Source organism: Salipaludibacillus keqinensis, from assembly GCF_003226325.1.
GTDB classification, from domain to species: Bacteria; Bacillota; Bacilli; order Bacillales; family Salisediminibacteriaceae; genus Salipaludibacillus; species Salipaludibacillus keqinensis.
This window is the reverse complement of sequence record NZ_PDOD01000003.1, coordinates 106,689-121,144: the sequence shown is the minus strand read 5'-3', so window position 1 is coordinate 121,144 and position 14,456 is coordinate 106,689. Positions and strand designations below refer to the sequence as shown.

Here is a 14,456-nt window from a genome sequence, read left to right as displayed (position 1 = left end):
TTTCGTCCTGATCCGTTGGGTCATGCTGCGCTGGTGCTGCGCCGGTAGCACCTACCTAGCATGACCCGTCCTGCGACCGTCCTGTCCACACAACCAGTTACATTTAAAAACCATTAAAAATCCACGAGCCCTAAGGCTCGTGGATTCAACTACTTATCTGTAATAATTTTTGATGCCGTTCACGATTTCTGCCGCTAACTGGTCTTGTTGATGAAGTAGTTTGTTTAAATCTGACGAGTTCGTCATGAAGCCTGGTTCAATAAGAACTGCTGGCATATTCGGACCGGTTAAGACTTGCACGTTCCGTCTGACGATTCCTCGATCTCTCATGTTCATCCCACTGGCTACCCTTGATTGAATTTCTTGCGCCAGTCGACGACTTTCCGCTGGATACTTTGTTTCACTATAGAGAACTTCCGAGCCGTTGACAGACGAATTTGGAAAAGCATTGGCATGCAAGCTGACAAACATGTCTGCGCCTGATTGATTGGCCATCGTCACTCTCGTTCCAAGAGCGACGAACGTATCACTCGATCGACTCATGACTACCTGTGCCCCTTCACGTTTCAACGCTTGCTCTACTTTTTGACTGATCTGCAAAGCGATCGTCTTCTCGTGGACGTTGCCGTTTACCGCACCTGGATCTCTCCCCCCGTGACCTGGATCAATAAAGATCGTCTTGCCACTCAAGCTGCCTGATCCGCTGCCACTTCCTGGACTGCTATCTGACGGAGACGTGCTGACAAAGGAGCTGTGGATGAATCCCCACCCGTTACCTACTTTGATCTTGTACCAGTCGCCTGTCTTTTCATGCAGGTCCACTTTCGTCCCATTTCGAAGACTACTAATGATAGATGAATTGGTTGAAGCTGACGCACGGACGTTTAAGTTCGTTGCGGTCACTTCGCCCGATTCAATAGATGGCGCTGTGCTTGATCCGCCTGATGAACCACTACTATTCGAAGTTTTTATGTAGCTTCCGTGGACATATCCCCATCGGTTTCCTACTTTGATTTTGTACCAATCTCCTGTTTTTTCGTGGAGCTCTACTGTCGTCCCGCGACGGAGACTACTAATGATAGATGAATTCGTTGACGCTGACGCGCGGACGTTCAAGTTCGCTGCCGTCACTTCGCCTGATTCTGTGGATGGCGCCGTGCTTGATCCGCCTGATGAACCACTACTATTCGAAGTTTTTATGTAGCTTCCGTGAACGTATCCCCATCGGCTACCGACTTTAATTTTGTACCAATCTCCTGTTTTTTCGTGAAGCTCAACTGTCGTCCCGCGGCGGAGACTGCTAATGATAGATGAGTTCGTTGACGCTGATGCGCGGACGTTTAAGTTCGCTGCGGTCACTTCGCCTGATTCTGTTGAAGGCGCTGTGCTTGATCCGCCTGATGAGCCTCCACTACTCGCAGTTTTTATGTAGCTCCCGTGGACGTATCCCCATCGGCTACCGACTTTGATTTTATACCAGTCGCCTGATTTTTCATGGAGATCTACTGTCGTTCCGCGACGGAGACTGCTAATGATGGATGAGTTCGTTGATGCTGACGCACGAACATTCAAGTTCGTTGCGGTGACTTCGCCGCTCCCGATGGTTGATGATGATCCACCGGACGTTTCGGTCACTTTCACGTGGCTTCCGTGTATGTATCCCCAGCGATTGTTGTAGCGGACTTTATACCACGATCCTGATTGCTCATGAAGTTCAACCGTCGTTCCCCTTATGTAGCCGCCTATAATGCTGCCGTTTGTCGAAGGCTGTGCTCGCACGAAGAGTGAGCTCGCCGTGATCTCTCCTTTATCGACCGATTGTGCATAGGCACTGTGTTGCGATCCTTCGTTCGTTTCCAACATCATACTCGTAACTAAAATGATAGCAAGAAATAATAACACACTCTTTTTCACCTGTAAGCCTCCTTGTACTGGTTCCCTTTCAACCGTAACTTAAAAAATACTTCCAAATCACATCTAGCAAACTCCCTAACCCAAATAAGAAGACTCCTAGACAGGCCATGCTGACGGGTGAGCCCCAACGCAAATTATTCATAAAAAATCCTCCATTGGTAAACATTACATTTACTTTATCCCATATCATTTCTGGTGTACATAGTCTTTTTTACTTTTTTTGCCGAAAACGGTCGTATAAAGTGGGAAACTTAGCATTTCCACAACGATGTGAAGGTGATTTTCTCGCCTATTAACCCCGATTCTTATGAGGAAAAAAAATCCCCACTAAAAAAATAATCGAAACATGTAACTTCCCCTTCGCTAATATCGTCAAACTATGGTCGAAGAAAAATGATATAATAACAATGTCCTCATAATTTTTATATTTTTTACGAATGGTTGAGTGCCGTCGATTTTTGTCGAACGGTCTCATCAAAAAAAAGGAGTGCTCGTTCTTGACTGATTTAAAACGAAAAGACCGTAAACCAAAGACACCTTTCAAAAAGTTTGTTAAATACACGTTGTTCACTTTGCTCGGCCTGCTCATTATTGTGGGCGGTGTTCTCGGCTACATGATTTACCAAGTGTCCAGTGTGGCAAATAACTCACAAGAGAACTTGGAACGTGGAGAAAAATCGGAATTCCGCGAAGAAGCCGTTGATCCGGTGAATGACCCCGTCTCCGTCATGTTCTTAGGTCTCGACAGTCGTGAAGATGACTTATCCGGACGAACAGACGCCATGATCGTGGCTACATTCAATCCTCATGAAAATTCGATTAAGATGGTCAACATCCCTCGTGACTCTTATGTGAACATTGTCGGTCGCGAGTCCGATGACAAAATCAACCACGCTCACGCCTTTGGCGGCGTGAACATGACGATCGATACGGTGGAACACTTGCTAGACATTCCGATTGACTATGTTGTCTCTCTAAACTTCACCGCCTTCATGGAGATTGTTGATACAATCGGCGGCGTCGAAGTGGACGTGCCAATGCCGATTAGCGACACCGACAACGCGACGTACGGAACGATTGAGATCGAGGAAGGCCTTCAAACGCTGAACGGCGAAGAAGCCCTTGCTTATGCACGAATGCGCAAGCAGGATCCTCGTGGCGATCTCGGCCGTGGTGATCGTCAAAAAGACATCATCGAAGCGATCATCAATCAATCAGCAAATTTCAGTACGATTACCCGTTTCAATTCACTGATGGACAGCTTAGAACGAAACTTGAGTACAAACTTAACCTTCGGAAACATGGTGAGCATGCACTCCTACGCTGGCGAACTAGACAACATTGAATCGCTCAGCTTCGAAGGCGAAGACATCACAACCGACGGCGTTTACTACTACCGCCTGTACGACGAATCAAAAGCAGAAATCTCCCGGATCTTCAAAGAACACTTGGAAATCTCACCGAACGAATCGGTCGATGTGGAAGAGTAAATCACGAAGCCAGACCTCGGTTTTGAACCGGGGTCTGGTTTTTTTGTGCGGTGGGTGGGCGGACGTCGGGTTCCTGGAACCGGTGTTACCGGAACCCACGTCTCCGGAACCAGCGTTCCTGGAACCGCGGTTCCAGGAACGCCACGCAAACCCCGCTCCAAACCAAAAAAACCATCTGTTTCCTGAAAATCAGGTCGCAGATGGTTTTGATTATGAACGGGATTGGTAGTACTCAACGGTTTTTTTCAAACCGTCACCCAACCTGGTTTTCGTCGTCCAGTCAAAGGTTCCGGAAAGTTTCCGATTGCTTAAGTAACTGTATTTGATGTCGCCGGCTCGTTCCTCTTCGTAACGAGGGTTGAAAGGCTCTCCCACTTCTTTACAAAGATTTCTAAGCAACGTTTCTACCGTTGTTTCTGTCTCGGAGCTCACATTGTAAACAGGCGAAACGTCCGCTCGTTGCCCAGTTTCCAGTGAGCGAATGACGGCGTCGGCCACGTCTTCCACGTAGACGAAGTCGCGGGTTTGTTTCCCGTCACCTTGGATCGTCGGTTGCCCCCCGGCCAGGAGCTGCTCGATGAAGATGGTGATCACTCCCGCTTCTGTGGCTGCGCTCTGCCGTGGTCCGTACACATTGGCGAAGCGAAGGGCGGTGACCGTAAAATTATAAAGCTTTCCGTAGGCTTTCACGTACTCTTCAGCCGACAGTTTTGACACGCCATAGGGCGACAAGGGTGCTGTCGGTGCCTCTTCTGTAACAGGGAGCGTTTCCACATGGCCATAAACGGCGGCCGACGAAGAATAGACGACGTCTGTCACGTCATGTTTCCGAGCTGCTTCGAGGACATTGACCGTCCCTTGAATGTTGATCGCCAAATCCATTTGCGGATCCGCCAGCGACGGACCGACTTTGCTTTGAGCTGCCAAATGAACGACGGAATCAATATCCGGGTGCTCAGTAAAGACGCCTTGAACGTCCTCAACGTTTCGCACATCTCCCTCGATCAAGGTGACGAGGTGGCTAGGATTGACGTTGTTCAAATCCCCTGACGATAGGTTATCAAGAATGACGACGTGCTTTTCAAGCGTAACCAGTTGATCGACCACGTGGGACCCGATGAACCCGGCTCCCCCGGTTACCAACGTTTTTTCCATATGTCTTACCTCCCTTTGCTCTTGCGAATCAAAAAAGAAAAACGTTTAAACAAATGTTTATTTAAACGTTAATTGTTTTCTTTTTGCTACTATTGTCTTTATCTTTTTCGACGGTGCTGGCCGTTTCCATGTCAGATTCCAACGATGGAGAATGCTCCTCTGCCCCTTCAGATTTCGTCTTATCGAAAACGACGAGACACGTTTTTAAAAGAATAATAATATCCAGCCATAAGCTGTAGTTACGGATATAGTATAAATCAAATCGCAACTTGTCTTCCACTTCCGTTGAATATTTCCCCATCACCTGAGCGTAGCCAGTGATTCCAGGCTGGACGCGGTTGCGGTAGCCGTAGTGATAGTATTTTTGCGCTAATTCTTTAATGAAAAACTCTCGTTCAGGGCGTGGTCCAACGAGGGACATATCCCCTTTCAGCACATTAAAGAGTTGTGGCAGCTCATCTAATCGCGTGGAGCGAATGAATTTCCCTACTTTGGTGATCCTATTGTCATCGGACGATGCTAGCACTGGCCCTGTTGCTTTCTCGGCACCAGTGATCATCGAGCGAAACTTATAAATCGTAAACGGCCGATCAAACTTCCCTAACCGTTCTTGGGAGTAAATGACTTTCCCTTTCGGATCTTCTAGCTTCACGATCGTTGCCACGAACGCCAACACTGGCGAAATGAGAACGAGCAGCACAAATGAAGCAACGAAATCAAACACTCTCTTCACGAAAACTTTGTCCCACGTCAGTCCAAAAGGCTTCACGCCCATGACGAGCGTGTCTTCTAACGGTGAGATTGTCGCCCGTTGAAGAAGCAGTTCGTAAAGAGTCGGGATGACGTAGACTACTTTGTTTCGTTCCATCGCGTGATAGATGACTTGTGACTTCTTTTCTTTTGAGATATCTGTACAGAGCACGACATAGTCCGATTCTTCCAACAGGAAGTCGATCTTCTCGATGGCTGTGTGTTCTTGAATGTGTCTCACTTCTGTTCCTTTTAACATCGGGTGTCGGACTTTATTGATTAGTTTTGCCGTATTGCTTTCGTTTCCGATTAGCAAAACTTTACCGACGGTGTTTCCTCTAGTAAGCTTTAAATATAGTACCTTGAAAGCGACCATTAAGATCACCATGAAAACGGTGGCGATCAGGACGACCGAACGAGGCATAGCAAACTCACGGAACAAGTATGAAGCAGCCATCGTTAAGAACGTCATTAAGGCCACAGCGACCATGATTTTTCGCACAATGTCACTGATCGTATGTTTCCGGTCGAGGGAATAGAGCTCGTATACGGAAATAAAGAACAAGCCGATCAGTAAAATCCATGGGAGGAGCGCGATAAACGCGTCCCAGTTTCGGCCAGGAAAATCTAGGTATCTAATATAAAAGGCACTCACATAGGCGATCAAAATACAAAGCAAATCCCCTAAGATGAGTATAAATTTATGATTTCTTGATTCATCCATGTTAGTCATGTGTAAAACCTTCTTTCTATTTGGCGGTAAAATCTCTTCACCAAAAGAGCTTGAAATAATCCATTCTCGACTTACATTATAATATGACTGAGACTGATAAGCTACCTTATTTATAAATTGGAAATAATATTACATTTTCATAGATTTGGTGGGGGGGATGGTGTTTTGGCTGAACGACCGCACCTTTCTACCGATAAACCGATTTATCGACCTCCTTTCATTCCTGCTCACGCCATTTCTACCGATAAACTAATTGAAGAAGTTCTGAAAGGATCATTTCTAAAAAAAACAAACCTGAGAAAGTCCCATTTTCATGAGGGCTTTTTCAGGTTTGCCGCCTTTATCGGCTGTTTCTGTTTTGGTACGCTTCGTCTGCTACGATGAGGCCGACGGAGTTGTTTTGGTTCCAGACGCGGGTCCAGTTACTTAGTGGAACGGGTCTTGGACCGACGAATGGTGAAATTTCCGGTGTTAGTCCGGGCTTGCCTTGGTTGAGAATAAACCAGTCTGTGAAGCCTCCGCCGCTTTGACTGTGAGTCAAATTCACGACGTTGTAGCCCGTTTTGTTTGAAACAATGTTCGCTACGTGACCGGGGTGCCTGGTGAAAAGCACCTCACCTGACGAATGATAAGACAGAGCTGTTTTGAAATCCTTGCTGCGGGCGAAGTCATAGACCGCCTTCGCTTCTGGCTCTGATAACGGGCTAGTCCCTTTGTAATTCATTGGGCTCGGTCTCCCTGGATTATGTTCAATCGTGTTCCAAAGGGCGGGATACTGTCTGTTTAAGTCGACACCCCGAGCGTTCGCCTTCCAAGAGGAGAAGTTGGTGCTTCCTCCATTGATTGAAATGGCTCTGCTGGCTAGTTGGCTGCTCAGGGCGCTCGGTCCCCGCTGGACCAATTCCACCCCATCTGGATTCACCATCGGGACAAACCAAATGCTCGTCCTGTTCAAAACAGTCCGAACGTTCCATCCGTCAAACCGATGATTTTTCGCATAGGCGTAGGCGTATTCATCGAGCATCTTCATGTTCACGTTCGTCGTCATATGTTCATAGGCGTGGTGCGAGCCATTGATAAATACTTCAGTGCTGCCTTTGCCTAAGCGGATCGCATGAATGTCTCTTCCATCAAGGGATTGGCCGATGACCTTCGTTTCGACTAAACCAGGGTACATCGCTTTTAGTCTTTGAATGTCCCGCTCCATTTGCGAAAAGGAATACGTCTCGTTTCCGTTAACAATTTTTCGCTGAGTGCTCAAAACCGATTGGATCGTTTGTCTCGTAATCTCATCAGCAATCCCGCTTACGGGCAAGTTTTGTGAGCGTTGAAATTCTTTTACTCTGCCTTCTGTCACACTCCCGTAAGCTGAAGAAGGGTTGTTGGGAAATTGAAATCCAAGGCTCGTTAATTGGTTTTTCAGCTCCACAACACCGGAATGATTTTGTCCCGTTCGGTAACTGGATCGCAGCAGTTCGTCTATTTTAGCAAGAGTCACTGGATCGGCGATACCGTTGACGCGAAGACCGTAATGTTGTTGGAAATCTTCCACTTTCCCTTTGGTCACAGAACCGTAATTTCTTGACGGGTTCGCTGGGAAGGTGAAACCTAGTTTTGTTAAATCTTCCTTCAGATTCACGACTTGATTGGAGCTCTGGCCGTCACGAAGAGGTGACGTAACGATTTGATCCAGCTTCTCTCTCGTTTTCAAGTCATAAATGCCCGTCACGTCTAATCCATAATACGCTTGAAAGTCTTTCACCACACCCGCTGTCACTGTTCCATAAGCGTCCGACGGACTGGCTGGGAAATTTCCGAACCCGAGCTTGGTCAGGTTCTGTTTGATGGTGATGACGGCACGATCCCGATCTCCAATGGCAAAAACACCGTCTAAAGCTTCGTCTAATTTAGCAAGCGTCAGTTCATTGGCAACGCCACTGACCGTTAAACCGTAATATTGCTGGAATTCTTTCACCACACCGGACGTGACCGAACCATAATTAGGTGACGGATTGGCAGGGAAGTTGCCAAATCCCAGTTTCGTTAAGTTTTCCTTAAGAGTAACGATGTGAGCACCACTCTCGCCATCTTGATAGTTTAAAGAGGACATGAGCTCATTGATTTTAGTTAAGGTGATGCCATTGACGATTCCAGTCACGGGTAATCCGTAATATGCCTGGAAGTCCTCCACCACTCCGGAGGTCACCGCGCCATAACGTGGAGAGGGATTGGATGGGAAGTTTCCGAATCCTAATACCGTTAACTGATTTTTTAACGTAACGATATGCTCCCCTTCGTCTCCATCACGATACTGGGAAGCCAGCAATTCTTCGATCTTAGCGAGCGTTTGTTCATCCGCTATCCCACTGACAGGCAAACCGACATAATCTTGAAACTCAGCTACCACCCCAGCTGTCACAGATCCATACCGGTTCGAAGGATTTTCTGGAAAACTCCCGAATCCGAGAGCGGATAAATCTTGTTTTAACGTAACGATGTGAGGACCTTCTTCCCCATCACGATACTCACTGGAAAGGAGCGTTGATATTTTGTTCAACGTCGCTTCATCAGCGTCCCCCGTTATCGGCAATCCGTAATGATCTTGGAATTCACTGACTACCCCTGAAGTCACAGATCCGTAGTTTGGCGATGGCTCTGTAGGGAAGTTCCCGAAGCCTAACATCGTTAGATCTTGTTTTAATTGTTTGATCAAAAGATGGCTGTCTCCGTCTTCATACGGAATAGCTAGCAAACCATCGATGAGTTGCAGAACCTCGTCCGTGACAATCCCACTTTCAATTAGACCGTAGTATTGTTGGAACTCCACTACGACAGCGGTCGTCACCGGGCCGTATCGGTTGGATGGGTTCGATGGGAAATTTCCAAATCCTAATAATGTTAACTGTTCTTTGAGGGTTTTGATCATGTCCCCTTCTTCCCCATCTCTGTATGGTAAGGAAAGAAGCTTGTCTATTTCCCCTAACGTCTGTTCATCAGCTTCGCCCGTGACGTCAAGCTGAACAACGCTTTGGAAGTTTGCCACTGCTTCTGTCAAGTCTTCATCGTAATGGGCCGTTGGCTGATCAGAAAAAGAGCCAAAGCCGAGTTCCTGCAGATTCAACTTGAGTTGGATAATTTGTTCGTCCGTAAGGGAATGCTCTGGCTCGTCTATCTCCTCAACCTCCACGCCTTCTTCTTGTTCAGCGATCGCTTGGGAGTCGATTTCTTCTTGGTGATCCGTCGCCTCTGTTTCACTCTTGACGATAAAGTCTAGTTGAAATGTTTCTTCTATTCTATTATTTGCATGGTCTACTGCCGAAATGACAACGGTATTGGTCCCTTCTTCCAGTTGGTCCTCTACTGTCACTTGTCCCGCTTCATCCAACGTGAGATGAGTTGACTCGTCGCCAGATTGATCTAATTTGTACGACAGGTCGATGTTTTCCTCTCCAACATCTTTTTTCACAAAAAGAGAGTCGATCTGAATCGTAAATTGGTTATCATTGACTTCGATCGTTTCGTTGGATTCGAGGCCATTCACGAAAACGCGTGGCGCATCGCTGTGAATCATGACCGTGTCTGACACTGCAGCGATTTGCTCTTCTTCCTCAACGGAAGACGTGGCGGCAAAGAAATAGTGTCCATCTGGTATTGGTTCTTCGTCTGTGGCGGCCGGATCCCAAATGTAGTCAATCGTGTCGGCGTCTACATCAGGTAAATCCAATGACTCGATGAAACGAACAACCTCGTCCGTTTCTCGATCTATTATGTATACATTCATTTGCTCTGCCGCGTCATCCCTCTCGAATGTCAGAGCCACTTCGTCTATGCTCGTATGAAAAAGATCGGGCGATACGTCGATATGTCCTACCTCTGAAGTATTCCCCTCATTTTGTTCGCTGTTTCCACCTTCAGCCGTAACGGTGATTGTTGATGTAAATAGTAGCAAAAAAACTAGTAAACTAGCTACGATCTGTTGGAACTGTCGTTGTTTCATCTTTTCCCATCCCCTATTTGGTTGTGTAGCCTATAAGACTCATACACTCTATTTATATTATCTATGAGATAGAAAAAATTAACAAGTTCCTTTTGGCAGCATTTCCAGGCTATTGATAAAAACTCATAGATTGGGGTTCGTTCCTCGTCTCCCTCCCGAGGTGGTGCTCTGTCAGGTTATACCGATAAAACCTTTTATCGACTTCTTTTCACTCGCACTCCCTCCGTTTCTACCGATAAAACCTTTTATCGACCTCTTTTCACTCGCACTCCCTCCGTTTCTACCGATAAAACCTTTTATCGACCTCTTTTCATTCGCACTCTCTCCATTTCTACCGATAAAACCTTTTATCGACCTCTTTTCATTCTTGCTCTCTCCGTTTCTACCGATAAAACCGTTTATCGACTTCTTTTCACTCTTGCTACCTCCATTTCTACCGATAAACTCATTTATCGACTTCTTTTCATTCTCACTCCCCCCGTTTTTACCGATAAACTCTTTTATCGACTTCTTTTCATTCCCACTCCCTCAACTTCTACCGATAAACTCATTTATCGACCTCTTTTCACTCGCACTCCCTCAACTTCTACCGATAAACTCATTTATCGACTGCCTGTCATGATTTGTGGCGCTCCCTCTGTTTTTGGTTGCACCAAAAAATCCCTGCGCCTCAGCGCAGGGATCTCATCTCAATCAAAAATTACTCATATAGTTTTTTCATCGTCCTGGAATCACCGATGCCATTTTCCATTAAGCCATGACTTCGTTGGAATTCTTTGACGACAGCGGCAGTCACGGGCCCGTAGTTTTCTGAAGGGTTCGCTGGGAAGTTGCCGAAGCCTAGTGACGTGAGCTGAATCTTTAACTCTCTAATTTTTGCATTGCTTTCATTGTTTTGAAAAGGTGTCTGCACATTTTTTTCTAATATGTTTAAGGTCTGGACGTTCACGACCCCTGTTACTCCAAGACCATAGTAGGCTTGGAAGTCTTCCACCACTCTTGCGGTCACAGGTCCGTAACGCGTGGAGGGCGTTTCAGGGAAATTGCCGAAACCGAGAAATGTCAGCTGTTGTTTCAGGGTTTGAATTCCGCCAGCGTCGTCTCGATTGTCATAAACGACGACAAGCAATTCATCCATTTTCGCCCTCGTCAACCGGTCGGCTGTTCCTGTTACGTCTAGTCCTTGATCAGCCTGAAATTCTTTAACGACGTTAGAGGTCACCGGTCCATAGCGAGGAGACGGATTGGCTGGGAAGTTCCCGTAACCAAGCATGGTCAACTTCTGTTTAAAGTCGGCGATCTCAGGTAAATCATCGCCATCTTCATAAACGTCGCTCATTAATTCGCTGATTTTAGTCAGCGTGATCGGATTCGCTGTGCCAGACACGTGAAGTCCGTAGTGTTCTTGAAAGTCACTAACGACGCCAGATGTAACTCGTCCGTAGCGAGGAGAAGGGTTCGTCGGAAAGTTTCCAAATCCTAGCGCTGAAAGGTTCTGTTTCAACTCAGTGACTTCCCCTTTATCGTCGCCGTCTTTCAAAGAGCGCTCCCATAAGTCGTCGATCACAGCAAGGGTTACCTCATCGACGATGCCATTCTCTCTCAAATCATAATAACTTTGAAATTCTTTCACTACATTGGCGGTTACCCGGCCGTACACATTCGACGGATTCTCAGGGAAATTCCCGAATCCTAGTCCAGTGATCCTCTGTTTCAATTCAACAATCCGGTCGTCTTCGTTTCGGTCTTTGAAAACAGTCGACAGGATCTCAGCCATTTTGTTTTTCGTTTCGTCGTCGGCAATGCCCGTTGCCGGGATGGAGTAATAGTTTTGCAGCTCCACTAACATCGCTTCCGTCTTCTCTCCGAAGAATTCATCTGGCTGTTCATCAGGGTCAAAGCCTAGCTCCGCCATTCTCTCTTTCAATCGTTTTACCCCTTGGCTTTCGTCGCCAAGCTGATAAGAGGAGTCAGTGAAGATGATCGTGAAATCAACGCTTGCCTGATTGCCTGCCTTATCTGTCGCTTCGATCGTCAAGGTCGATTCGCCTATCCGTAACTTGTCACGGAGGGAGAACTGCCCATCGTCAGAGAAGCGAAGGGATCCTGTTCGGTACGTCCCTGTTTCGTTTGCCAGTGAATAATTTCCTTGGATTCCTTCAGCTGCTTCTCCTATGTCGGCGAAATATGAAGCCACTTGTCCACTGATATCGTTACTCGCGACTTCTGTTTCATGGATACTGATCTCAGGTGTTTCACTGTAGACCATGAAGGCTGCCTGTTTGGAAAAAGATTGCGCAGGGCTTGTATAGACGGTGTATTGAATGACATAGTCGCCATCTGTTATTTTTTCCTGTTGTTCGTTCGCATCTGAAGTATACGTTAAGTCCCAAGAGAAGGAGCTCGCTTCAGGGCCACCTTGTTCTTCGTGGATCAGGCCGAGGGCCGCTCCCGTTTCTTTGTCTAATAACTCTAATTTGCTTGAGGTCGCTTGACCGTTTCCTTGAAAATGAACGATCGTTTCGTTTCGATCTTCATTAAAAATTGAAGGTTCAATGGACAACGTTTCAATCGGGTTGGACGCCACATCGACCTCCACGCCAAAAGGGATTCGTAGGGAAGGGTGCTGGTCTGATTCTAATAAGATAAACCCTTCATAATAGCCAGCTTCCGTCACATCCGTAGACACGAGACTGACAGGGATTTCTGTTACTTGGTTCCCTTCCACCGTGATCGATTCTGGCATATCAAGGGACACACTCTCCCCTGGACCATGAACATCCCAAGACATTTGATAGTCGACTGACGCTGCTGACGTGTTCGTCACCTGCATTGAACGAGTCTCTCGAAAGTCTCCTCCCATCGTCACCTGGCCGAAGTTCAGGCTTCCTGTTTCATGGTGGAGCTGGTTCACCTTGCCTTCGTTCAGATAATCGTTCACATCGGTAAAGGTGGCGAAGACAGGTGTCGTTGAGGCCTGTTCTCCTTGCACTCGCCCTGAACCTGTGTCGTTCACGCTATAACCTGGGACTTCCATGGCTGTGTTCATCAGCCTCGCTTTGATTTCTGCTGGCGTTCGTTCCCTGTTTTCTTCAAGCAAAAGAGCAGCCATCCCGGTTATGAATGGGGCGGACATGCTCGTTCCGCTGTAATAGTTATAGGCATGGTTGTAGTTTGCCGGGGATGTCTTCGCAAGAGAAGAGGTCGAATAAATACTCACTCCTGGCGCCACCAAGTCCGGTTTGATGTCGTATGTTTCGTGAACCGGGCCCCTTGAAGAAAAAGGAGCAATCGATTCTTGACCGTTCACGTTATGAGACGCGCCTACGGTGATAGCTAAAGCTGCCGTACCAGGATCACCGATAGACTTGGCACCACTTCTTCCTTCGTTGCCGCTTGAGACGACCACGACTGTCCCATTTTTCACGGCGTTGTTGATGCCTCTTGTGAGCGGTGTATCGGATTCGTTCTCATTTCTTCCTAACGATAAGTTCAAGATGTCCATGTCATCTTTCGTTGCTTGCTCTATTCCTTTAAGAATATGTCCCGTTTTGCCACGGTTGTCAATGTCAAGGGCACGGTATACATACAAGTCCGCATCGTAAGCCACTCCTTTGACACGGCCATTTCCAGCAATGATGCCACTGACATTCGTCCCATGGGTGGACGTTACGAAATCATATCCTTCCAATGGAGTCTGTCTGCCATCATTAACAAAATTGGCTCCGCCTTTATAGGCATCCTTGAGATCGGGGTGTTCATAGTCGATCCCAGTGTCAATCACACCAATTTTCACGCCGGCTCCTGTCAAACCTTGTTCCCATAGCTCGTCTACTCCTAGGCTTGCTGTATGCTCACTTGAAGCATTGGCATCGACGATCTCTTCAGTGGTAATTTCATAGATTTGATCTAAATAAATGCCTTTCGTTGATTCAAAGTGTTCTAGACTGGCCACGTCTTCTTCTGACAAGGTCAAACTGAAGCCGTTAAACACTTCTTCATATCGATGAATCTCTTCATAGTCCAGTTGTTGTTCGTCTAAAAAGCTGATAAATGCCTCCGCTTCTGTTTCTAGTTCCTGTTCCACCGAAGCCGATTGAAACATCACATTGTTTTCTTCAGCTTCTGATTTCTTTGCGGCGATGGGTTCTGCAGATAGTTCTACGATAATATCAACTTGGTCGGTGGATGCTGCTTGGATGTTCGGGTCTATGTATGGTTCCTCTGACTGGTCTTGCTGCTCGTTTGCCTTTACTTCTGTGAAACTGCCCGGTGCGATCATACTCGTTATGAGCATGAATACGAACATCCCTAGAATCACTTTCCTTGTTGCTGATGAAAGAACCTTCATCTGCCCCCACCTACTTCCTGAATTTTCACACAATAACGATAGAAAAAAGCAAGAGTTCATTATTTA

At 46.8% G+C, this 14,456-nt stretch carries 6 protein-coding genes; 1 reads left to right on the top strand and 5 read right to left on the bottom strand.

All coding sequences use genetic code 11. The annotated features are described in order from the left end of the window. Positions 1–153 precede the first annotated feature (153 nt). Complete coding sequence (locus tag CR194_RS12910; RefSeq protein WP_110610108.1) at positions 154–1,914, bottom strand: N-acetylmuramoyl-L-alanine amidase; 1,761 nt, start codon at positions 1,912–1,914, stop codon at positions 154–156. Positions 1,915–2,411: 497 nt separating this feature from the next. Between CR194_RS12910 and CR194_RS12905 the strand changes: the two genes are divergently transcribed. Beyond that, positions 2,412–3,404, top strand: a complete 993-nt coding sequence (locus tag CR194_RS12905; protein WP_233254357.1) for an LCP family glycopolymer transferase — start codon at positions 2,412–2,414, stop codon at positions 3,402–3,404. Between the two features lie 210 nt (positions 3,405–3,614). Here CR194_RS12905 and CR194_RS12895 read toward each other — a convergent pair whose 3' ends face one another. From CR194_RS12895 to CR194_RS12880, 4 genes are all read right to left on the bottom strand, one after another. Continuing rightward, positions 3,615–4,559 carry an NAD-dependent epimerase/dehydratase family protein gene (locus tag CR194_RS12895; protein ID WP_110610105.1) on the bottom strand — a complete coding sequence of 315 codons (945 nt, stop codon included), beginning with the start codon at positions 4,557–4,559 and terminating at the stop codon, positions 3,615–3,617. Positions 4,560–4,620: 61 nt separating this feature from the next. Beyond that, on the bottom strand, positions 4,621–6,042 hold the full coding sequence (locus CR194_RS12890) for a sugar transferase (RefSeq protein WP_110610104.1): 1,422 nt from the start codon (positions 6,040–6,042) through the stop codon (positions 4,621–4,623). Between the two features lie 340 nt (positions 6,043–6,382). Beyond that, entirely contained in the window at positions 6,383–10,039 is a 3,657-nt protein-coding gene (locus CR194_RS12885) for a peptidoglycan-binding protein (protein ID WP_110610103.1), read from the bottom strand. Between the two features lie 700 nt (positions 10,040–10,739). Beyond that, a complete protein-coding gene (locus CR194_RS12880) occupies positions 10,740–14,390 on the bottom strand; it encodes a peptidoglycan-binding protein (RefSeq protein WP_158282259.1) in 3,651 nt (1,216 codons plus the stop codon). Between the last annotated feature and the right edge of the window lie 66 nt (positions 14,391–14,456).